The 19,166-nt window shown below is 71.0% G+C and carries 22 protein-coding genes; 12 read left to right on the forward strand and 10 right to left on the reverse strand.

From position 1 onward, the window contains the following. Positions 1-34: 34 nt before the first annotated feature. Genes cobT through QFZ27_RS02980 form a run of 3 tightly spaced genes read left to right on the forward strand, consistent with a single transcriptional unit; the run spans position 35 to position 3,326 of the window. On the forward strand, positions 35-1,069 hold the full coding sequence (gene cobT / locus QFZ27_RS02970; protein ID WP_429224591.1) for a nicotinate-nucleotide--dimethylbenzimidazole phosphoribosyltransferase: 1,035 nt from the start codon (positions 35-37) through the stop codon (positions 1,067-1,069). 2 nt (positions 1,070-1,071) lie between these two features. Next, on the forward strand, positions 1,072-1,527 hold the full coding sequence (locus tag QFZ27_RS02975) for a PaaI family thioesterase (RefSeq protein WP_429224592.1): 456 nt from the start codon (positions 1,072-1,074) through the stop codon (positions 1,525-1,527). A 56-nt stretch (positions 1,528-1,583) separates the two neighbouring features. Next, the gene (locus tag QFZ27_RS02980) at positions 1,584-3,326 is read left to right on the forward strand and encodes an adenylate/guanylate cyclase domain-containing protein (protein ID WP_429224593.1); all 1,743 of its coding nucleotides are present in this window, start codon (positions 1,584-1,586) and stop codon (positions 3,324-3,326) included. A gap of 1 nt (position 3,327) precedes the next feature. Here QFZ27_RS02980 and QFZ27_RS02985 read toward each other — a convergent pair whose 3' ends face one another. Next, positions 3,328-5,289, reverse strand: coding sequence for a MacB family efflux pump subunit (locus QFZ27_RS02985; protein ID WP_429224594.1), 1,962 nt, complete (start codon positions 5,287-5,289; stop codon positions 3,328-3,330). 5 nt (positions 5,290-5,294) lie between these two features. Then, positions 5,295-6,560 (reverse strand): efflux RND transporter periplasmic adaptor subunit, encoded by a 1,266-nt coding sequence (locus tag QFZ27_RS02990; protein ID WP_429224595.1) that lies wholly within the window; start codon positions 6,558-6,560, stop codon positions 5,295-5,297. Positions 6,561-6,750: 190 nt separating this feature from the next. Here QFZ27_RS02990 and QFZ27_RS02995 point away from each other — a divergent pair, with 190 nt between their 5' ends. Further along, positions 6,751-7,101: a YciI family protein gene (locus QFZ27_RS02995; protein WP_429224596.1), complete on the forward strand. Its 351-nt coding sequence runs from the start codon at positions 6,751-6,753 to the stop codon at positions 7,099-7,101. A 45-nt stretch (positions 7,102-7,146) separates the two neighbouring features. Here the strand turns inward: QFZ27_RS02995 and QFZ27_RS03000 are convergent, their stop codons facing one another. Next, positions 7,147-8,916, reverse strand: a complete 1,770-nt coding sequence (locus QFZ27_RS03000) for a calcium-binding protein (protein ID WP_429224597.1) — start codon at positions 8,914-8,916, stop codon at positions 7,147-7,149. A gap of 359 nt (positions 8,917-9,275) precedes the next feature. After that, the gene (locus tag QFZ27_RS03005) at positions 9,276-9,806 is read right to left on the reverse strand and encodes a cupin domain-containing protein (protein ID WP_429224598.1); all 531 of its coding nucleotides are present in this window, start codon (positions 9,804-9,806) and stop codon (positions 9,276-9,278) included. A 97-nt stretch (positions 9,807-9,903) separates the two neighbouring features. Between QFZ27_RS03005 and QFZ27_RS03010 the strand changes: the two genes are divergently transcribed. Then, positions 9,904-10,401 (forward strand): LEA/WHy family protein, encoded by a 498-nt coding sequence (locus QFZ27_RS03010; protein ID WP_429224599.1) that lies wholly within the window; start codon positions 9,904-9,906, stop codon positions 10,399-10,401. Here the strand turns inward: QFZ27_RS03010 and QFZ27_RS03015 are convergent. Beyond that, on the reverse strand, positions 10,338-11,756 hold the full coding sequence (locus QFZ27_RS03015; protein ID WP_429224600.1) for an aminotransferase-like domain-containing protein: 1,419 nt from the start codon (positions 11,754-11,756) through the stop codon (positions 10,338-10,340). The genes QFZ27_RS03010 and QFZ27_RS03015 overlap by 64 nt on opposite strands. 86 nt (positions 11,757-11,842) lie before the next feature. Here QFZ27_RS03015 and QFZ27_RS03020 point away from each other — a divergent pair, with 86 nt between their 5' ends. Next, positions 11,843-12,799 (forward strand): threonine dehydratase, encoded by a 957-nt coding sequence (locus QFZ27_RS03020; protein WP_429224601.1) that lies wholly within the window; start codon positions 11,843-11,845, stop codon positions 12,797-12,799. Positions 12,800-12,809: 10 nt separating this feature from the next. On the opposite strand, the gene QFZ27_RS03025 is transcribed toward QFZ27_RS03020, so the two are convergent. Together QFZ27_RS03025 and QFZ27_RS03030 are read right to left on the reverse strand one after the other, a co-directional pair. Further along, the gene (locus tag QFZ27_RS03025) at positions 12,810-13,067 is read right to left on the reverse strand and encodes a hypothetical protein (protein WP_429224602.1); all 258 of its coding nucleotides are present in this window, start codon (positions 13,065-13,067) and stop codon (positions 12,810-12,812) included. A 35-nt stretch (positions 13,068-13,102) separates the two neighbouring features. Further along, a complete protein-coding gene (locus tag QFZ27_RS03030; protein WP_429224603.1) occupies positions 13,103-13,315 on the reverse strand; it encodes a hypothetical protein in 213 nt (70 codons plus the stop codon). Between the two features lie 372 nt (positions 13,316-13,687). Between QFZ27_RS03030 and QFZ27_RS03035 the strand changes: the two genes are divergently transcribed. The 4 genes from QFZ27_RS03035 to QFZ27_RS03050 all read left to right on the forward strand — a co-directional run bounded on the left by QFZ27_RS03035 (position 13,688) and on the right by QFZ27_RS03050 (position 15,357). Further along, on the forward strand, positions 13,688-13,933 hold the full coding sequence (locus QFZ27_RS03035; RefSeq protein WP_429224604.1) for a hypothetical protein: 246 nt from the start codon (positions 13,688-13,690) through the stop codon (positions 13,931-13,933). A gap of 11 nt (positions 13,934-13,944) precedes the next feature. Beyond that, positions 13,945-14,253 carry a YkgJ family cysteine cluster protein gene (locus tag QFZ27_RS03040; protein ID WP_429224605.1) on the forward strand — a complete coding sequence of 103 codons (309 nt, stop codon included), beginning with the start codon at positions 13,945-13,947 and terminating at the stop codon, positions 14,251-14,253. Further along, positions 14,250-14,699, forward strand: a complete 450-nt coding sequence (locus tag QFZ27_RS03045; RefSeq protein ID WP_429224606.1) for a tetratricopeptide repeat protein — start codon at positions 14,250-14,252, stop codon at positions 14,697-14,699. The genes QFZ27_RS03040 and QFZ27_RS03045 overlap by 4 nt, the downstream gene beginning before the upstream one ends. A gap of 64 nt (positions 14,700-14,763) precedes the next feature. Further along, complete coding sequence (locus QFZ27_RS03050) at positions 14,764-15,357, forward strand: exopolysaccharide biosynthesis protein (protein WP_429224607.1); 594 nt, start codon at positions 14,764-14,766, stop codon at positions 15,355-15,357. 25 nt (positions 15,358-15,382) lie between these two features. Here QFZ27_RS03050 and QFZ27_RS03055 read toward each other — a convergent pair whose 3' ends face one another. From QFZ27_RS03055 to QFZ27_RS03065, 3 genes are read right to left on the reverse strand one after another with little or no spacing between them, the layout of a single operon-like run. After that, on the reverse strand, positions 15,383-15,568 hold the full coding sequence (locus QFZ27_RS03055) for a hypothetical protein (RefSeq protein ID WP_429224609.1): 186 nt from the start codon (positions 15,566-15,568) through the stop codon (positions 15,383-15,385). Positions 15,569-15,570: 2 nt separating this feature from the next. After that, complete coding sequence (locus QFZ27_RS03060; RefSeq protein WP_429224610.1) at positions 15,571-16,401, reverse strand: ABC transporter permease; 831 nt, start codon at positions 16,399-16,401, stop codon at positions 15,571-15,573. A gap of 10 nt (positions 16,402-16,411) precedes the next feature. Continuing rightward, positions 16,412-17,194, reverse strand: coding sequence for an ABC transporter ATP-binding protein (locus QFZ27_RS03065; protein ID WP_429224611.1), 783 nt, complete (start codon positions 17,192-17,194; stop codon positions 16,412-16,414). Between QFZ27_RS03065 and QFZ27_RS03070 the strand changes: the two genes are divergently transcribed. Both QFZ27_RS03070 and QFZ27_RS03075 read left to right on the forward strand, forming a co-directional pair. Then, positions 17,183-18,580, forward strand: a complete 1,398-nt coding sequence (locus QFZ27_RS03070) for an ActS/PrrB/RegB family redox-sensitive histidine kinase (RefSeq protein WP_429224612.1) — start codon at positions 17,183-17,185, stop codon at positions 18,578-18,580. The two genes, QFZ27_RS03065 and QFZ27_RS03070, sit on opposite strands and share 12 nt — an antisense overlap. After that, positions 18,577-19,164, forward strand: a complete 588-nt coding sequence (locus QFZ27_RS03075; RefSeq protein ID WP_429224613.1) for an ActR/PrrA/RegA family redox response regulator transcription factor — start codon at positions 18,577-18,579, stop codon at positions 19,162-19,164. Before QFZ27_RS03070 ends, QFZ27_RS03075 begins: the two co-directional genes overlap by 4 nt. Positions 19,165-19,166 lie beyond the last annotated feature (2 nt).

The raw sequence follows: 19,166 nt of genomic DNA on the forward strand, positions 1-19,166 counted from the left end.
AGGGTCCGCGCTTCCGCAACCGGACGCCGCTGCCATGCCCGTGACCCAGACGCCCCTGCCCGACACCCTCGACGAGATCCGCGCCCTGCTGCGCCACCTGCCGGGGCCGGACCTCGAGGCCGGCACGGCGGTGCGCGAGCGCGACCGGCAGCTGACCAAGCCGCCCGGGTCGCTGGGCCGGCTGGAGGATCTGGCGGAGTGGATGGCGGTGTGGCAGGGCAGGCACCCGCCGCAGCTGCGCCGCCCGCGCGTCGCGGTGTTCGCCGGCAATCACGGCGTCGCGGTGGCCCAGGGCGTCTCCGCCTACCCGGTGGCGGTGACGGCGCAGATGGTGAAGAACTTCGTCGCCGGCGGCGCCGCGGTGAACCAGCTGGCCCAAGTCGCCGACAGCGACCTGCGCGTCTATGAGCTGGACCTGGAGCACCCGACCGCCGACTTCACCATCGCCCCGGCCATGACCGAGACGGAATGCGTCCGCGCCATGGCCTACGGCATGATGGCGGTCGAGCCGGGCCTCGACCTGCTGTGCCTGGGCGAGATGGGGATCGGCAACACCACCGCGGGCGCGGCGCTGGCGACGGCGCTGTTCGGCGGCGAGGCGGCGGACTGGGTCGGCCCCGGCACCGGCGTCAACGCCGCCGGAATCCGGCACAAGGCCGAGGTGGCGGCCAAGGGCATCGCCGCCCACCGGGTGGCCATGACCGACCCGCTCGAGGTGCTGCGCCATCTCGGCGGGCTGGAGCTGGCGGCGATTGCCGGCGCCGTGCTGGCGGCGCGGATGGCGCGGATTCCGGTGCTGCTGGACGGCTACACCTGCACCGCCGCCGCCGCGGCGCTGTGGGCTGTCGACCGGCATGCGCTGGACCATTGCCAGATCGCCCATGTCTCGGCCGAGCCGGGGCATCGCCGGCTGCTGGACAAGCTGGGCCGCACGGCGCTGCTGGACCTCGGCATGCGGCTCGGCGAGGGCTCCGGCGCCGCCCTCGCGATCGGGCTGGTCCGCGGCGCCCTGGCCTGCCACGAGGGCATGGCCACCTTCGCCCAGGCCGGGGTAAGCGACAAGGACTGACGGTGAGCCTCCAGACCCCGAAGGACCCGGCCTTCCGGGAGCGCGTTCAGGCCAGCTTCGACAAGCAGGGGCTGATGCGCACGCTGGGCGCCGCGATCCTGCGGATCGCGCCGGGCGAGGTCGACATCGCGCTGGCGCCGGGTCCGGCGGTGTCGCAGCAGCACGGCTTCGTCCATGCGGGCGCGGTGTCGGCGATCGCGGACACTGCCGCGGGCTATGCCGCACTCAGCCTGATGCCGCCCGGGGCCGGGGTGCTCACCACCGAGTTCAAGATCAACCTGCTGGCTCCCGCGGTCGGCGAGCGCATCCTGGCCCGGGGCCGCGTGGTCAAGGCCGGCCGCACCCTGACCCTGGCGCAGACCGAGGTGTTCGCCGAGGCCGAGGGGAAGGAGCGGCTGATCGCGCTGCTCACCGCCACGCTGATGGCGATCGAAGGCCGGGACGGGGTGGCGGATTAGCGCTAAGGTGCCCGCGGCGCGCACCAGGTGAGGTCCGTCTTTTGAGCACCGACCGCGTGACCCGCAGGCTTGCCGCGATCCTGGCGATCGACATGGTCGGCTATTCCCGGCATGTCGAGGCCGACGAGGCCGGCACCCTTGCCCGGCACAAGGCCCATCGGCGCGAGCTGATCGAGCCGGCGCTGCACGGCCATGGCGGCCGCGTGGTCAAGACCACCGGCGACGGCATGCTGGTCGAGTTCGGCAGCGTCGTCGATGCGCTGGACGCCGCCGTGCGAATCCAGCGCGCGGTCGCCGAGGCCGAGGCCGGGCAGCCACGCCGCATCCAGTACCGCGCCGGGATCAACCTGGGCGACATCGTCATCGACGGCGACGACATCCTGGGCGACGGCGTCAACATCGCCGCCCGGCTGGAGGGCATTGCCGAGCCGGGCGGCATCTCGATCACCGCCAGCGTGTTCGATCAGGTGATCGGCAAGCTGGACCTGGCCTTCGACGATCTCGGCCAGCAGCAGCTCAAGAACAACCAGAAGCCGGTGCGGGTGTACCGGGTGCGGCTGGAGCCGGCGGCCGGGGCCGAGGTCGCGCCCGGCGCCGCGGGCGTCCCGGCCAAGCCGTCGATCGCGGTGCTGGCGTTCCAGGACATGAGCGCGGACCACGACCAGGAATACTTCGCCGACGGCATCGCCGAGGACATCATCACCGGGCTGTCGCGGCACCACGGCTTCCTGGTGATCGCCCGCAACTCGTCCTTCACCTACAAGGGCGGCCCGGTCGACGTGAAGCAGGTGGCGGGCGAGCTGGGCGTCCGTTACGTGCTGGAGGGCAGCGTGCGCAAAGGCGGCAGCCGCATGCGCATCACCGCCCAGCTGATTGATGCCGCCACCGGCGCCCATGTCTGGGCCGAGCGCTACGACCGCGAGATGGACGACATCTTCGCGGTGCAGGACGAGATCACCGACAGCATCGTCGGCGTGGTGGCGCCGGAGCTGCTGGGCGCCGAGATGCGTCGCGCCCGGCGGCTGGACCCGGCCGGCATGGACGCCTGGGACTGCGTCATGCGCGCCGGCTGGCACGCCTGGCGCCTGACGCCGGAGGACGGCGCCCAGGCCCGCACCTTCGCCGCCCAGGCGATCGCCCTCGATCCCGGCCTGGCCCGCGCCCGGGTGGTGCACGCCATGTGCGATGTCTGGGACGTGCTGTTCGGGCGCAGCCCCGACCCCGGCCGGTCGCTGATGGCGGCCGACGCCATGGCGCGCCAGGCGGTCGACCTGGACCCGCGCGACGCCGAGGCACAGACCGTGCTGGGCATGGTCGCCCTGTTCCTGCGCCGCTTCGACGAGGCCGAGCGCCGGCTGGAGACGGCGCTGGCGATCAACCCCAATCTGGCCTTCGCCCATATGCTGGGCGGCGGCCACTACGCCCTTTCGGGCCAGGCGGAGCAGGCGCGGCAGTCGCTGGGCACGGCGCTGCGGCTGAGCCCGCGGGACCCGGCCAACCATTGGTGCCACGCCTTCCTGGGCCTCGCCGCCTTCGCCGAAGGCGACGATGCGGCGGCGGCCGAGGCGGCACGCCAAGCGATCCATCTGTACCCGGCCCTCCCGGTGGCCCACCGGCTGCTGACCGCGGCCCTGTCGGCGGCGGGCCGGGCCGACAAGGCCAAGGCGGCGCTGGCCGGCCTGCTGGCCGTGGCGCCCGGCGCCACCATCGCCAACACCCGCGCCGGCGTGCCGTGGAAGGACCCGGCGACGATGGACCGCTATCTCGAGGCGCTGCGCCGGGCGGGGCTGCCGGAATAGGCTAATCGCGCGACAGCGCCACGACGGGATCGAGGCGCGAAGCATTGCGGGCCGGCAGGTAGCCGAAGACGACGCCGATCAGGGTCGAGCACAGGAAGGCGGCGACGATCGAGGCGGGAGAGTAGATCAGCCCGATCACCGGGACGACCGCGCCGACCAGCGCGCCCAAGCCCAGGGCGAGGCCGATGCCCAGAACGCCGCCGATCAGGCACACCAGCACGGCCTCGATCAGGAACTGCTGCAGGATGTCCCCCTGCCGGGCCCCCACCGCCATGCGCACGCCGATCTCGGACACCCGCTCCGACACCGACACCAGCATGATGTTCATCACCCCGATGCCGCCGACCATCAGCGAGATCACGGCGATGCCCGCGATCAGCAGCGACAGCAACTGGGTCGCACCGCTGATGGTCCGGCGGATGTCGTCGGTGTTGAGGATGAAGAAGTCTTTGCCGCCGTGCCGCTGGGTCAGGAACCGGGTCACCGCCGCCTCCGCCAGGTCGGTGCTGGTGTCGTCGGCGACGCGGACGGTGATGCTGCGCAGCGAGGTGTTGCCCATGAACCGGGCCTGGACCGTGGTGTAGGGCAGATACAGCGACAGGTTCTGAGCGCCGCCGAAGCCGCCCTGCTGGGTCTCGACCACGCCGACCACCCGGCACGGCACCTTGCCGACCAGCAGGATCTGGCCGACCGGGTCCTCGCCCGGGTCCGGGAACATGGTCTTGGCCGTCTCCTCGTCGATCACCACGTCCTGCGACAGCGACCGCGCGCCGTCCGGGTCGAACAGCCGGCCGCGCAGCAGCTTGGTGCCGCGCACGATGAAGTATTGGGCGCCCACGCCGTTGACCAGGGCGCTGGATTCCCGTGCGCCGTAGCGCACGGTGCTGGTGGTCGACACCGTCGGCGTGACACCGGCGACATAGGGCTGGCGCGCCAGCTGGTCGGCATCGGCCACCACCAGCGTCGTCACCTTGGCCGAGCGGACATCGCCGAAATCCTTGCCGGCGAAGACCTCCAGCGTGTTGGTGCCCAGGTTCGAGATCTCGGCCAGCACCCGCTGCTGCGTGCCCTGGCCAAGCGCCACCATGCAGACCACCGAGGCGATGCCGATGATGATGCCGAGCATGGTCAGCACCGTGCGCAGCCGGTGCGCGTTCATCGCCAGCAGCGCCATGCGGAAGGCTTCGCGCAGCCGGTTCAGGAAGGCCAGCCATGGCCGCAGCGGCGCGCCGCCCGGCCGCAGCCGGGCCGACGCGGCGGCGCCGTCCCCTGCCGGCGGCGTCCGGCGGTCGGCGACGATAGCGCCGTCGCTGATCTCGATGATCCGCTGGGCCCGGCTGGCCACCGCCATGTCGTGGGTGACGATGATCACCGTCCGCCCCTCGGCCTGCAGCTCGGCCAGGATGCGCAGCACCTCCTCGCCGCTGTGCCGGTCCAGGGCGCCTGTCGGCTCGTCCGCCAGCACCACGTCGGCGCCGTTCATCAGCGCCCGGGCGATCGACACCCGCTGCTGCTGCCCGCCCGACAGCTGGCCCGGCCGGTGGCCGATGCGGTCCGCCATGCCCAGCCGGCCCAGCAGGGCGGCCGCCCGGGTGTGGCGCTCCTCGGCCCGGCTGCCGGCATAGACCGCGGGGATCTCGACATTGCCCAGCGCCGTCAGCTCGCCCAGCAGGTGGTAGCGCTGGAAGATGAAGCCGAAATGCTCGCGCCGCAGCGCCGCCAGCTCGTCCGGCTCCAGCGCCGCGGTCTCGCGTCCGCGGATGCGGTAGCTGCCGCAGGTCGGCCGGTCGAGGCAGCCGAGGATGTTCATCAGCGTCGATTTGCCGGAGCCCGAGGCGCCGACGATCGCCACCATCTCGCCCGCCTCGATGGTCAGGTCGATGTCGTGCAAGGCCGCGATCGTGCCTTCGCCCGACGGGAACTCGCGGCGCAGGCCGCGCAGCACGATCAGCGGTTCGGCCATCGCGATCAACCCCCGGGCGGGCCGGGAGGACTGGAGGAACCGGCGGCGGCCGGCTCCAGACCGCCGGTCACCACCCGCTCGCCCGCGCTCAGCCCCGACCGCACCTCGGCGATGGTCTTGTCGTTCAGGCCGATGCGGATCTGGCGCGGCTGCATCGTGCCGTCGGCGCCGACGACCTGGACGGTGTGGCTGCCATCGGCGGCGCGGATTCCCAAAGCGGCGGAGGGGATGGTCACCACGCCCTTGGCCCGGCCCAGCACGATATGCACCTCGGCGGTCATGTAGGTGCGCAGATGGCCGTCGGCATTCGGCACGTCGAAGGTGCCGATGTAGTAGATCGCCGAGGAAGTCGAGGAGGACGAGCTGCTGGAGCTGGAGGACGAGGTGGCCGTGCTGAAGCTGGAATCGTTGCGGATCGATTCCGGCGCCGGCTCGATCGAGGTCAGCGTCGTCTCGTAGCGCTGGTCCCGGTCACCCAGGATGGTGAAGTAGACCGGCTGGCCGGGCCGCACCGCGACCACGTCGGCTTCCGAGATCTCCGCCCGCACGATCATGGTGTCGAGGTCGCCGAGAACGACGATGGTCGGGGTCGACTGGACGGCGTTCACCGTCTGGCCTTCCTGGCTGACGATCGCCAGCACGGTGCCGTCTGACGGGGCGGTGATGCGGGTGTAGCCGAGGTCGACCTGCGCCGTCTCGATCGCCACCTCACCCTCGACGATCTGGGCGTCGAGCTGCTCGATCTGGGCCTCGGTGACGTCGACGCTGGCCTGCGCGGCTTCCAGCTCGGCCTGGGATGAGGCGCGCTGCGCCGTCATCGCCTTCTGCCGGGCCAGGGTCAGCCGGTTCAGCGTCAGCGTCGCCTCCCTCTCGGTCCGCTGCGCCCGCAGGTTGGCCAGCGACGCCTGGGCGGTGCGCAGCGCGTTCTGCTGGGTCACGCTGTCGATCTCGGCCACCAGGTCGCCCTTGGCCACCTTCTGGCCCAGCGCGACCTTGACCGAGGTGATGCGGCCGGACGCCTGGGCGCCGACCGCGACCAGCCGCGCCGGCTTCAGCGTGCCGGTGGCCAGGACCGATTCCTCGACATCGCCGATCGCCGCCGCCGCGGTCATCTGCGGCGCGGCGGCGGGCGGCGACAGCCAGTGCCGCGCCGCCAGGCCGCCGGCGGCGAGCAGGGCAAGGACGGCGGCGATGGCGACGAACCGCCCTCGTCGGCGGCGGGGACGGGCCGGGGACGTGGTGGTGCTGGTGACGATGGGTCCGCTCCGCATCCGGATGAAAGGCCCGTGCAGGCCGGGCGGTGGGCGGGCTCTTATAACCGGGGATTATATGCCGGCGTATGTCCCAGCGTTGCCGCAGTGAGAATTCTTGTAACCGGGCATATCCTGCCTCGGCTTCCAGTCCCCGATGTCGAATCCGGCGCCGGCCGGGCGACCAGGGCGGAACCAATGGAGGCCCGGGATGCGCTATCTGCTGATCGTCCATGTCGACCGTGCCCTGATCGGCCGGCTGTCGCCCGAGGAGGGCCGCGACCTGACGCGCCGCTGCATGGCCGCCGACGACGAGCTCCGCCGCCGCGGCCACCTCATCGCCTGCGGCCCGCTGGCCGAGCCGGAGACCGGCCGGATCGTGCGGCGCCGCGGCGACCGGACCACCGTCACCGACGGACCCTATGCCGAGACCAAGGAGCATCTCGGCGGCTTCGTCCTGATCGAGGCCTGCGACATGGACGAGGCGGTCGCGATCGCCGCCGAATCGCCGATGGCGGCAATGGGCAGCATCGAAGTGCGCGAGCAGCCGCCGATGGGGTGAGCGCCAACTTCGGGGAGGCCGGCCGGCCTCCCCGAAGCGCAACGGCTACAGGATGAAATCCGCAGCCGTCAGGGCGTGCAGACCGTTCAGCTGGATCAGCAGATCCACGGCGCCGCCATTCACGTTGGCGCGCACGAAGGTGTTGCCGGCGACCTGGATGAAGCCGAGCTCGCCCGGATCGTTCGGGAAGGCCAAGCCGACGAAGGTGAAGGCTTGGTTGCCGGCTACGAGGGTGTTGGCGTCGATTGCCGACAGGTCGATGAAGTCGACGTCGCCGACCTCGACGAAATCGCCGATCACGTCGGGCGTAGCGGCCGGCGAGTCGGCCACGCTGGTGAACACGAAGCTGTCGGGGTCCGCCCCGCCGATCAGGAGATCGACCCCGAGGCCGCCGGTGAGCACGTCGACCCCGGTCCCGCCGAACAGGCTGTCGCTTCCGGCCCCGCCCAGCAGGTCGTCATCGCCGCCGCTTCCAGACAGCACATCGTTGCCGAGGCCGCCGGACAGCACGTTGTCGGCGAGGTTGCCGATGATGGTGTTGTTCAGATTGTTGCCGAAGCCGCTGATCGCGCCGGCGCCGGTCAGGGTCAGGTTCTCGACCAGCGGGTCCGGAAGCAGGCTCCAGGTCACCGAGCTCACGATCAGGTCGATGCCGGTGCCGGCCTCGTTCACATTGTCCCCGGCGTTGTCGACGACATAGGTGTCGTTGCCGTCGCCGCCGCTCATCAGATCGGCACCGGTGCCGCCGTCGAGCCGGTCGGCCCCCTCGCCACCAACCAGGCTGTCATTGCCGCCGAAGCCGAGGAGCGTGTCGTTGCCGCCCAGGCCGCTCAGCCCATTGGCCACGCTATTGCCCTGAATCAGGTTGTTGAGGGCGTTGCCGGTGCCGAAAACCGCGGCGCCGGTCAGGGTCAGGTTCTCGACCAGCGGGTCCGGGACGAGGCTCCAGTTGATCGAGCTCTCGACCAGGTCGATGCCGGTGCCGACCTCGTTCACATTGTCGGCGGCGTTGTCGACAACATAGGTGTCGTTGCCGTCGCCGCCGCTCATCAGATCGGCGCCCGCACCGCCGTCGAGCCGGTCGGCGCCGTCCAGGCCGGCCAGCGAGTTGGCCGCGGCATTGCCCCGGATGACGTTGCCGAGGGCGTTGCCGATGCCCACCACCGCGGCGCCGAGCAGGGTCAGGTTCTCGACCAGCGGATCGCCGGCGATGCTGAGGCTGATCGTGCTCTCGACCAGGTCGATGCCGGTGCCGGCCTCGTTGACGTTGTCGCCGACATTGTCGACGACATAGGTGTCGTTGCCGTTGCCGCCGCTCATCAGGTCGGCGCCGGCGCCGCCGTCGAGCCGGTCGTTGCCCTCGCCACCGTCCAGGCTGTCATTGCCGCCAAGGCCGAGGATGGTGTCGTTGCCGCCGAGGCCGAACAGGGTGTTGTTCGCGGCATTGCCTGTGATCACATTGCCGAGGGCGTTGCCGACGCCGACGATCGCGGCGCCGGTCAGGGTCAGGTTCTCGACCAGGGCATCGGCGGCGATGCTGAACGAGACCGAGGCGTTGACCGTGTCGATGCCGGTGCCGCCCTCGTTGACATCGTCGGCGCCGTTGTCGACGACATAGATGTCGTTGCCGTTGCCGCCGATCATCGCGTCGGCGCCGAGGCCTCCATTCAGGACATCGTTGCCGTCACCGCCGACCAGCACATCGTTGCCCGAGAGGCCGAAGAGCGAGTCGTTGCCGCCGCGTCCCCAGATGATGTCGGCGACCGCCGACCCGAACAGGACGTCGTTCAAGGGCGTCCCGAAAATCGCGACCATGGTGTTCCTCCTCAATGACGTGTCTGAGCGTCGAAGGCGGATGCCGGACAGACGCCACCGCTCGCTTCGCCGGCCGGGCGAAACGGTCCTGCGCGGACGCATCCGCGCAGACGCAAGGGCGAAGGGCGCCCTCCAGCAGTCGTGATTGCTCCACAGCGGCGGTCAGCCCGCCTCAGTCCCGCGCAGCAGCTGTATCGGCACCAGACCCGCAAGTCCGGAGGATCGCACTGCGCGGCCGCATCAGATCTGCTTCGGCGAAGCGCAGGTTTCAGGCCGCGCAACGGAATCCAGATCTGTGCATATAGTATTATTGCACAATTATAATACCATGCGAATTCTTTTAAGACAAGATGCTAATATTATTTCGAATCTTCGACTTTACCGCGCGTTGCCCGCACCTTGTCGGGCAGGCCGTCATGGTCGCCCATCGGGCGCACCGGCACATCATCCCACCAGTCGGTCCGCATCGGCTTCCGCTCCGGATTGCGCGGATAGAAGATGCGGTTCTCCGGCTTCGGCGTCTCGCCGACGACCAGCAACCGCACCTCGCTCTCGGTGTTGTTGATGAAGGTATGGCACTGGCCGGTGCCGGCCGGGAAGCCGACCGAATCGCCGGGCTTGAGCCGGTGCAGCATCCCGTCGAGCCAGGCGTCGGGCGTGCCCTCGAGGACGGTGACGAACTCCTCCTCATGGCTCTCGGCATGGGGGTAGGAGGTGCGGCGGCCGGGCGGCAGCCGCTCGTGATGGATGCCGATCCGGGTCAGGCCGAAATGCCGGGCGAGGGGCGCGCCGATGCTCATCAGCTCGTCGTCACCCTTGTAGTGGCTGTCGTCCGGCCCTTCGATCTCGGTCCAATGCGCGATGCAGGACGGACGGTCGGTCGGTGCCATGCGAAGATCCCCGGGCAGCGTGATGATGGCCGAGGCTAGCCGAGCGCCGCCGCCGATGCCATGTCGCTGACAGATTCGCCACCGAGCCTCGGGGACCATGAACCGACAGACACGCCGACCGATCCACCGCCGCCGCCTCCTTGCCCTCCTGCCCGCAGGCGCCCTCGCCGCCTGCGCCGCGCCCTTCGCCGGGCCGCCGCCGCCCCGGGTCAGCATCATCGACCTGCGGCCAACGGATGCCACCATGTTCGAGCAGCGCTGGGAGGCGCTGCTGCGGGTCGAGGAGCAGGCCGGCACGGGGTTGCAGATCGACGCCATGACAGCGGCGATCGAGATGAACGGGCGGGAGTTCGGCAGCGGCCGGACCGACCGGCCCTTCCTGTTGCCGGCCCGCGGCGAGCGCGAGGTGTCGGTGCCGATGCGCGGCTCCGGCCTCGGCATGGTCGACCAGTTGGCCACGATCGGCCGCCGCGGCGAGCTGAAATGGCGGGTCGAGGGCGTGTTCCTCAGCGCCGGCCGCCAGATCCCCTATCAGGGCGAGGGCACGGTGTTCTCGCTGCGCGACACGCTGAGGGACTCGCTGCTGCCGTTCTGAACGCCCAGCACCCCGCGCAGCCGCGCCAGCGCCTCGGCCAGCTCGGCCCGGCTGCCGGCAGCGGCGAGGCTGAGGCGCAGGCCCTGCGGCGCCTCGCGCGTCACCGCGAAGACGTCGGCGGCCACCACCTCGACCCCGGCGGCGAGGCAGCGGGCCGCTGCGGCGCCGGCATCGTCTTGCGGCAGCCAGAGATGCGGGCCGGGCACGAGATCGGGCGCGGCCAGTCCGGGCAAAGCGCGGCGGGCCTGGCCGTGCCGGGCTGCGATCTCCGCCCGCTGCCAGGCCAGGCGGCGGGCCGCGGTGCCGTCCTCGATCCAGCGGCAGGCGACCTCGCCCATCAGCGGCGCCAGCGGCCAGCTGGTGGCGTGGATCTGCCCGGCCAGGTCGCGCACCGGGGCGCAGGCACCGGCGATCAGGCCGAAGCGCAGCCCGGCCGCCACGGTCTTGGACAGGCTGGTGACCAGCACGCCTTGCTCCGGCACCAGCGCCACCAGCGGCGGCCGGTCGGCCAGCGCGCCATAGGCATCGTCCTCGACCAGCCACAGCCCATGGCGCCGGGCGACTGCCGCGATCTCGGCCTGGCGGGCCAGGCCCATCACCGCGCCGGTCGGGTTCTGCAGGTTCGGCACCAGCACCGCGACCCTGGCGCCGGTGGCGCGGGCGGCGCGGTCCAGCGCCCCGGGCAGAACGCCCTCGCCGTCCATGGCGACGCCGTGCAGCGGCAGCCGCAGCCAGCGCGCCGCCGCCTTCAGGCCGGGGAAGGCGAGGTCTTCGACCAGCACCGGGTCGCCGGGCGCGCAGAGCTGCAGCAGCACCGCGGTCAGCGCTGCCTGGGCCCCGGCGCAGGGCACGACATCGGCCGGCCTGAGATGCAGCCCGCGCGCGGCCAGCCAGGCGGCACCGGCGATCCCGGCCCGCCGCAGCAGCGCCGGCGAATGATAGGCCAGGGCGGCGTCGATCCGGCCCTCGGCGGCGACCGCGGCCAGGGCGGCGGCGAGGTCGGCGCTGTCCGGGTCGACCGCCGGGACATTGGTCGACAGGTCGATCGGCGCCGGACCGCCCGGCTCGCCATGGGCTGCCGCGACCGCCTTGAGGCCGAACAGCGCCGCCTCGCGGCTGGCGGCCAGGACATAGGTGCCGCGCCCGACCTCGCCGGACACGAGGTGCCGCCGCGCCGCCTCGCGATAGGCCTGGGTCACGGTGCTGACGTTCAGACCAAGCTTCCAGGCCAGGTCGCGATGGGTCGGCAGCCGCTCGCCGGGCCGCAGCTCGCCGGCGGCGATGGCATCGGCCAGCGCCTCGACGATGGCGAGGTAGCGGACCGGGCTGCGCCCCTCCAGGCTAGGGACCCACATTCTTGTCTGCCAGACAATGTCTTCATTGACCCACACAATCCGCTCCGCCGATGCTGAGGTCAATCCCGACATCGGAGCGCCGACCCATGTTCGACCTGACCGCCCTCGAGGATGCCGCCCGGCTGGTGCACGCGACCATGCCGCCGACCCCGCAATTCGCCTGGCCGCTGCTGGCCGCGCGCACCGGCTGCGAGGTCTGGGTCAAGCACGAGAACCACACCCCGATCGGCGCCTACAAGGCGCGCAACGGCATCGTCTTCATCGACGCGCTGCGCCGCCGGCGGCCGGAGATCCGCGGCATCGTCACGGCCACGCGCGGCAACCATGGCCAGAGCCTGCCCTTCGCCGCCCGCGGCACCGGCCTGGCCGTCACCGTGGTGGTGCCGCAGGGCAATTCGGTCGAGAAGAACGCCGCCATGCGCGCCTTCGGGGCGGAGCTGGTGGAGCACGGCCGCGACTTCGACGAAGCCTACGGCCATGCCAGGCACCTGGCCGAGGAGCGCGGGCTGGAGATGGCGCCGGCCTTCCATCCGGACCTGATGCGCGGCGCCGCCACCTATGCGCTGGAGCTGTTCCGGGCGGTGGCCGATCTCGAGACCGTCTATGTGCCGATCGGCATGGGGTCGGGCATCAGCGGCCTGATCCGCACCCGCGACCTGCTGGGCCTGAAGACCCGGATCGTCGGTGTGGTCTCGACCGAGGCGCCGGCGATGGCGCTGTCGTTCGAGACCGGGCGGGTGGTGACGACCGAGACCGCGCAGACCTTCGCCGACGGCATGGCCTGCCGGGTGCCGGACCCGGCCGCCTTCGCCATTGTCCGGGCCGGTGTCGAGCGAGTCCTGCGGGTGACCGACGACGAGATTGCCACGGCCTTGCGTGCGTATTGGACCGATACCCACAACCTGGCCGAGGGCGCCGGCGCGGCGGGCCTGGCGGCGCTGCTGCAGGAGCGCAAAAAGATGCAAGGCAAGCGCGTCGGCCTGATCCTGACCGGCGGCAACATCGATTTGGCAGTGGCCAGACGGGTGCTGGCGGAGGGTTAGGGACGCGAGGCTACGGCCGGCGTCGCCGCCCGGCCAGGAGGACCTCGGGCTCGCCGTCCCCGGCCAGCTCCCGGCAGCGGGTCACCTCGGGCGAGGTCCAGCGCTGCGACCACCGGGCCTGCTCGGCATGGTCGGAGGGCATGTCCCAGGCGCTGGCGGTGGCCCGCGCCTCGATCTCGCTTCCGGCCCGGACGATCAGCACCGACCGGGTCTCGCCGCGCCAGCTCTCGTCGTTCCAGTCGCGTGGATACAGCTTGTAGAATGCCATCGGTCTCTTCCGGCTCGGCAACCCCTTGCTGTCCGTCAACGGCGTTCCTTCGGCGCCGGACCTCGGTGGGCGGCAGCCGCCTCCTCGAGCTCACGGGCCGCCTGCAGCGAGATCGCATGCATGGTCATGTTGCCGCGCCGGGCATAGCGTTCGGCATCCTGGCGCGCCTCGCGGGCCTGGCGCTCCGCCGCCTTCAACGTCCCCGGGTCCTTGCCATACGCCGGGAGGCGGATCTCACCTGCCGTCATGTCGAGATATCCTTGTTGTTCACTCATCAGCATGGCCTCGCCACCCCAGCTTGGCCAGATAATATTTCGAAATGACCGGCCATGGCCTCGGCAGCCGCCAATTTCCAGAGCGTGGTCGAAAAATCAAACTGCAGCAGCAATCAACGGCGTCTTGAGATATACCTGAAGACACCAAGGCAGGCGATTTTTGCAGACACGATCTGGGATTCGTTCTAGACTGCCTCTTCTCGGTATTTATTGAAAGCCCGATGCGCCAGAGTGCCCGTGGCGACGGAGCGCACTTGCAGTCGCACGCGTCCTCTCGGTTCCGGCCGCGACGCGATGAGCGGGCCGGCTCTTACCGCGCCCCCTGCCGGGCGCAGAAATGCAGGAATGACCCACACCCGATATTCCGTTGGCAACACCGTCTACATCTGGCGGCGGCCCAGCCCCAGCTCCGCGATCGCCGGCGCCTACAAGGTGGTGGCGCATTACCCGAGCGAATCCTCCGGCCGGCTCTACCGGGTGCGCAGCATGCTCGGGACCGAGGAGCGCATGGTGCCCGAGGCCGATCTCTCCGAGGTGCCGCGCAGCACCGACGCAGTGGAACGCACCCCGCGCAAGCAGCGCAGCGCCTGATCGGGGCCGAGATGGGCGAGATGTCCCGCGCCGGGGCCGAAGCGTTCGACTGCCAGGCCTGCGGCGCCTGCTGTGCCTTTTCCCGCGACTGGCCGCGCTTCTGGACCGAGAGCGAGGCGGAGATCGAGCGCGTTCCCCAGCGCTACCGGGACGATGCCCGGATGCGCTGCGACGGCGACCGCTGCTCCGCCCTGGAAGGCGAGATCGGCCGCTCCACCCGCTGTGTGGTCTATGCCGACCGGCCGGTGGTCTGCCGCGACTGCGTGCCGGGCGACGACGCCTGCCGGATCGCCCGGGCCGCGGTGGGGCTGGCGGCGTGAGCGCGCCGGCTGATCAGGCGACACCGCTCCGCCTGGCTCCGGCGAGCTCCGATCTGAGAGCGCTGCGGCACGCCGCGGAGGCCGGCGATGCGACCGCGCAATACAATCTCGGCGTGATCAGCGACAGCCGCCTCGACGACAACGGCTACACCATCCCCGGCGACCGGGCCGAGGCGCTGCGCTGGCTGCTGCTGGCCGCCGGCAACGGCCTGCCGCGCGCCCAGCTGCGGCTGGCCGAGCTCTATGCCGACAGCCCACCGCTGTCGGGCGACCAGGTCCGCGCCGGTGCCTGGTTCCTGGTGGCCGCGGCACGGGCGACCGGTGCCGAGCGCGCTGCGGCCGCGGCCGGATACCGGAGCCTGGCCGCCCGGCTCAGCCCCGGCCGCAGGACCAAGGCCTGCGGCCTGGCGAACCGCCTGGCGGCAACGCTGGGATCCCGTCGCTGAGGCCAGGCCCCCGAGACCACGAGTGACTGCCGGCGAGAGAGCCTTCGGGTATCCTAGCGGCGAGATGACGACCCGAATCCCGACCTCCGCCCTGCTCGACGGCCTGCTGCGTGACGCCGATGCCGAGCGAGTAACCCTGCGCTGGCTGGTGGACCGGCTGGGCGACCGCTCCTTCGGCCTGGTCATGCTGCTGCTGGCGCTGCTCGGGGCGATGCCGGGCGCGTCCGCCATCGTCGCCCCGCTGCTGGCCATCCTGGCGGTGCAGATGATGCTGGGCCATGCCGGCCCGGCCTTCCCCCGCCGCGTCGCCGAGCGCAGCGTGCGCACCGAGGGGCTGGCGCGCACCCTCGGCCGCGCCGTGCCGGTGCTGCGCGCCATCGAGGGCTTCTTCCATCCGCGCTGGCCGATGCCGTTCGAGGCGGCGAAGCGGGTGGTCGGCCCGGTGGTGCTGCTGCTCGGCCTGCTGCTGCTGGCCCCGATCCCCCTGAGCAACGTCCCGCCGGCCCTGGCGATCGCCCTGCTGGCCATCGCCTATCTGGAGGAGGACGGCATCCTGCTCTGCATCGCCCTCGCCGCCTCCGCCCTGCTGCTCGCCATCGCCGCCGGTGCCGTCTGGCAGGCGATGGGCGAGCTGGGCTGGGTAAGGGGGTTCTTCTGAGATATCGAGGAAAGCGACAGCTATCTCACGATGCCGGGTCGGTCAGCTTTCGCCGCATCTCCGTCCGCCATGCGATTGCTTCGGCTTCGACGTCCTCGCCGGGCACCAGGTCACCTGCAGCAGCGGCGTCGAGGCCGATCTGAACTTCGCGACGAAACCGAGCGTCCTGCTCGGTGGCGTCTCGCTGTTGCCGAATGACGTTGCGCGACATGCCTATTCCCCCTGCTGCAGCAGCGAGCCGCGGTTGCGGGCGGTGCGGAAGCCCCACAGGAAGGCGGCGCTGCCGAGGCCGAGCCAGAACACATTGAGGCCGGCGGCGGCGAGGAAATGGCCGGTGTCGAAGTCCTGGCCGTGCAGCAGGCCGCGCATGCCCTCGAACACATGGGCCGGCGGCAGCGCCAGGGCCACCCCTTGCAGCCAGCCGGGCAGCACCGAGACCGGATAGTAGATCGCGCTGATCGGCGAGATGGCGAAGACGATGGCCCAGGCCAGCCCCTCCGCCCCCATGCCGTAGCGCAGGATCAGCGCCAACACCACCAGCGCCACGGCCCATCCCGTGACGATCAGGTTGACGAAGAAGGCCAGCAGCGGCAGGCCGAGCGCGAAGATGTTCCAGTGGTACAGCAGGATCGCCAGCAGCGCCGCCGGCACCACCCCGACCAGGGTGCGGATCAGGCTCATCGCCATCAGCGACGCCACCCATTCCCAGGGCCTGAGCGGGCTGACGAAGAGGTGGCCAAGATTGCGGCTCCACATCTCCTCGAGGAAGGAGATCGACATGCCGAGCTGAGCCCGGAACAGGAGGTCCCACAGCAGCACCGCCGAGATCAGCACGCCCGCCGCCTGGGCCTGCCAGTGCATCGCCGGCGCCAGGCTTTCGGTGATCAGGCCCCAGACCACCATCTGCACCGTCGGCCAGTACATCAGCTCGACCAGCCGCGGCATCGACCCGCGCAGGATGTAGAGGTGGCGCAGCATCACCGCGGCGATGCGGCCCCCGGCCGAGCCGCGCAGGGCGGCCGGAGTGGCGAGAGTCCCGCTCATGGCGCCGGCCTCATTGCGCCGCCTGGCCCAGCGCGCCGCGGCTGCGGGCGATGTCGAGGAACACCTCCTCCAGGTCGGTGCGGCCGTATTTCGCGATCAGCTGGTCCGGCGAGCCCTGGTCGACGATCCTGCCGGCCTTCAGCATCAGCACCTGGTCGCTCAGCCGCTCGACCTCGTCCATGTTGTGGCTGGCCAGCAGGATGGTGGCGCCGCGCTCGGCCCGATAGCGCTCCAGCATGCCGCGCACCCAGTCGCCGGTGTCGGGGTCGAGCGAGGCGGTCGGCTCGTCGAGCAGCAGCAGCTCCGGCGCGTTGACCAGCGCCTTGGCCAGCGCCACCCGGGTCTTCTGCCCGGCCGACAATTTACCGGACGGCCGGTCGAGGAATCCGGTCAGGTCCAGCAGCCCGGCCAGCTCGGCGATGCGGCTGCGGCGGTCGCGCACGCCGTAAAGCCGGGCATAAACCGCCAGGTTCTCGCGCACCGTCAGCCGGTGCGGCAGATCGACATAGGGGCTCGAGAAGTTCATCCGAGGCAGGACGGCAAAGCGGTCCCGCGCCATGTCATGGCCCAGCACGGTGATGCGGCCGCCCGACGGCAGCAGCAGGCCGAGCAGCATCGAGATCGTGGTGGTCTTGCCGGCGCCGTTGCCGCCCAGGAGCGCGACGGTCGAGCCGCGCGGCACCACGAAGGAAATGCCGTCGACCGCGGGCGCGGCGCCGGGATGGAAGCGCTTGGACAGGCGCTCCGCTATGATGACGCCGTCGGAGAGCATGGAGCGAGAATGGACGGCCATTCTAAAAATGACCAGAGGCCCGAAAATGACCCGGGGGCCGGGATCGATCCGGCGGCGGAGGCCGGGCGCGACCCCGCACTGCGGCCGCTGCCGGACGCACCCGACGCGATGCCGGGCCGCCGGATGCGGGCGCGGATCAGCCAGATCACCCTGATCAAGATCCGCTGGGTCGCCGTCGCCGGCCAGGCCGCCACCATCCTGTTCGTGCATTACTGGCTGGGCTACGAGCTGCCGCTGTGGCCGGCGCTGGCGATCGTCGCCATCTCGGTGGCGCTGAACGTCGCCGCCTTCGTCCAGGGCAAGTGGCGGCTGCGCCTGGTGGAGCGGGATGCGGCGCTGTATCTCGGCTACGACATGTGCCAGCTGGTGGCGCTGCTGTTCCTCACCGGCGGCCTGCTGAATCCCTTCGTGGTGCTGATGCTGGCGCCGCTGACGGTATCGGCCACGCTGCTCAGCTACCGCAGCACGATGACGCTGACCGGCCTGGCCATCGCCGGCGTGGTGCTGCTGGCCTTCTGGCACTATCCGCTGCCGGGCGGCATGCCCTCCAGCGGGTCGCCCTACCATCTCGGCGTCGGGCTGGCGATGGGCATCTCGATCATCTTCGTCTCGCACTATGTCTGGCAGGTCGCGGCCGATGCCCGGCAGGTGTCGGACGCCCTTGCCGCCACCCAGATGGCGCTGGAGCGCGAGCAGCGGATCTCGCTGCTGGGCGGCCTGGCCGCGGCGGCGGCGCATCAGCTGGGCACGCCGCTGGGCACCATCACCCTGATCGCGCGGGAGATGCGGCGCGAGGTGCCGGCCGACCACCCGATGGCCGAGGACATCGCCCTCTTGGAGCAGGAGGTCGGCCGCTGCCGCGACATTCTGACCGAACTGGCACGGCGGCCGGAGCCGGACGACGAGGATCCGTTCCGGCTGATGACCCTGCCGGCGCTGGCCGGGGCGGCGGCCGAAAGCTATCTGCATGCCGAGAACCGCCGCCTGTTCATCACCGCCGGCGAGGGCCCGCCGGGCCAGGCGCTGCTGCTGCGGCGGACGCCGGAATTGATCCACGGTTTGGGCAATCTGATCCAGAACGCGCTGCAATTCGCCCGTAACCGGGTCGAGATCGCCGCCGAATATGGACCGAAGACCGTGGTGCTGAGGATCATCGACGACGGCCCGGGCTTCCCGCTGGCGCTCCTCGGCCGGCTGGGTGAGCCCTATGTCTCCGGCCGCGGCGAGGACAGCGACCATATGGGTCTCGGCATCTTCATCGCGGCTACGCTGCTCGAGCACAGCGGGGCCCAATTATCCTTCTCGAATGGCCCCCAAGGGGGCGCGGTCATTGCAGTTGCGTGGCCGCGACACAAATTTGAGAGGAAAGAAAGGACCTGGTCATGACCGTCTCCCCTGCCACCCTCATCCCCGAACAGCCGGCGCCGCTGCCGGCGCGCGACGCCGCCAAGAGTCTTCTGATCGTCGACGACGACCTCGCCTTCCGCACCCGCCTGGCCCGCGCCATGGAGAAACGGGGCTTCGAGGTGGTCACCGCCGATGGCCTCGCCACCGGCATCGACCTGGCCCGCCGCGTCGCCCCCGCCTTCGCCGTGCTGGACCTGCGGCTGGGCGACGGCAACGGCCTGGACATCGTGCCGGTGCTGCATGAGGCGCGGCCCGACAGCCGGGTGATCATGCTGACCGGCTACGGCAACATCGCCACGGCGGTGGCCGCGGTGAAGGCCGGCGCGGTCGACTATCTGGCCAAGCCCACCGACGCCGACCAGATCGAGGCGGCGCTGCTGAATCCGGACGAGAAGCTGCCGCCGCCGCCGGAGAACCCGATGTCGGCCGACCGGGTGCGGTGGGAGCACATCCAGCGCGTGTTCGAGCAGTGCGACCGCAACGTATCGGAGACGGCGCGCCGGCTGAAGATGCATCGCCGCACCCTGCAGCGCATCCTGAACAAGCACGCTCCCCGCGGCTAGCA

It is taken from the genome of Inquilinus ginsengisoli (assembly GCF_050434925.1).
GTDB classification, from domain to species: Bacteria; Pseudomonadota; Alphaproteobacteria; order DSM-16000; family Inquilinaceae; genus Inquilinus; species Inquilinus ginsengisoli_B.